Genomic DNA, 373 nt, shown 5'->3' with positions numbered 1-373 from the left:
GGGGCCGATGTGAGGTTCGATGGATGCATTCACGTTCTTGGCAGTATTTACCACCAAGGCCGGATTGAGTGGGCTATCGAAGGACCATTCGCCCACCAGCCCGCTGCCGGGGTAGTTAGGGAAGCCGGAATTTACGCTTAGCACATGCGACTCGGACGCGCCTTGCCCTCCCGTAGGCACGCCAACGGTCAGCTCGCTGCCGGCACCATATCGGATATACTCAAATGACTGACTGGTATTGGCGTTCCAATTGATCGCGTTTGAAGAAAAGCGAACACCGCGCCGAACGTTAAGGTACGCGGCGTAGCCGGGGTTATGGACGCTCATGGCAGCGCGCGCGGCTTTGATCGCATTCGTGTTATCGTTGGCATTA

At 57.1% G+C, this 373-nt stretch carries 1 protein-coding gene; it reads right to left on the bottom strand.

Annotated features, from left to right (window positions below):
* A partial coding sequence (locus tag CWB66_RS22395; protein WP_171037572.1) for a hypothetical protein occupies positions 1 to 373 on the bottom strand: 373 nt, incomplete at both ends.

The sequence above is a fragment of the Pseudoalteromonas sp. S558 genome (assembly GCF_005886635.1).
GTDB classification, from domain to species: Bacteria; Pseudomonadota; Gammaproteobacteria; order Enterobacterales; family Alteromonadaceae; genus Pseudoalteromonas; species Pseudoalteromonas aliena.
The sequence above is the reverse complement of the archived record's forward strand: the minus strand, read 5'-3'. Positions and strand labels throughout refer to the sequence as shown.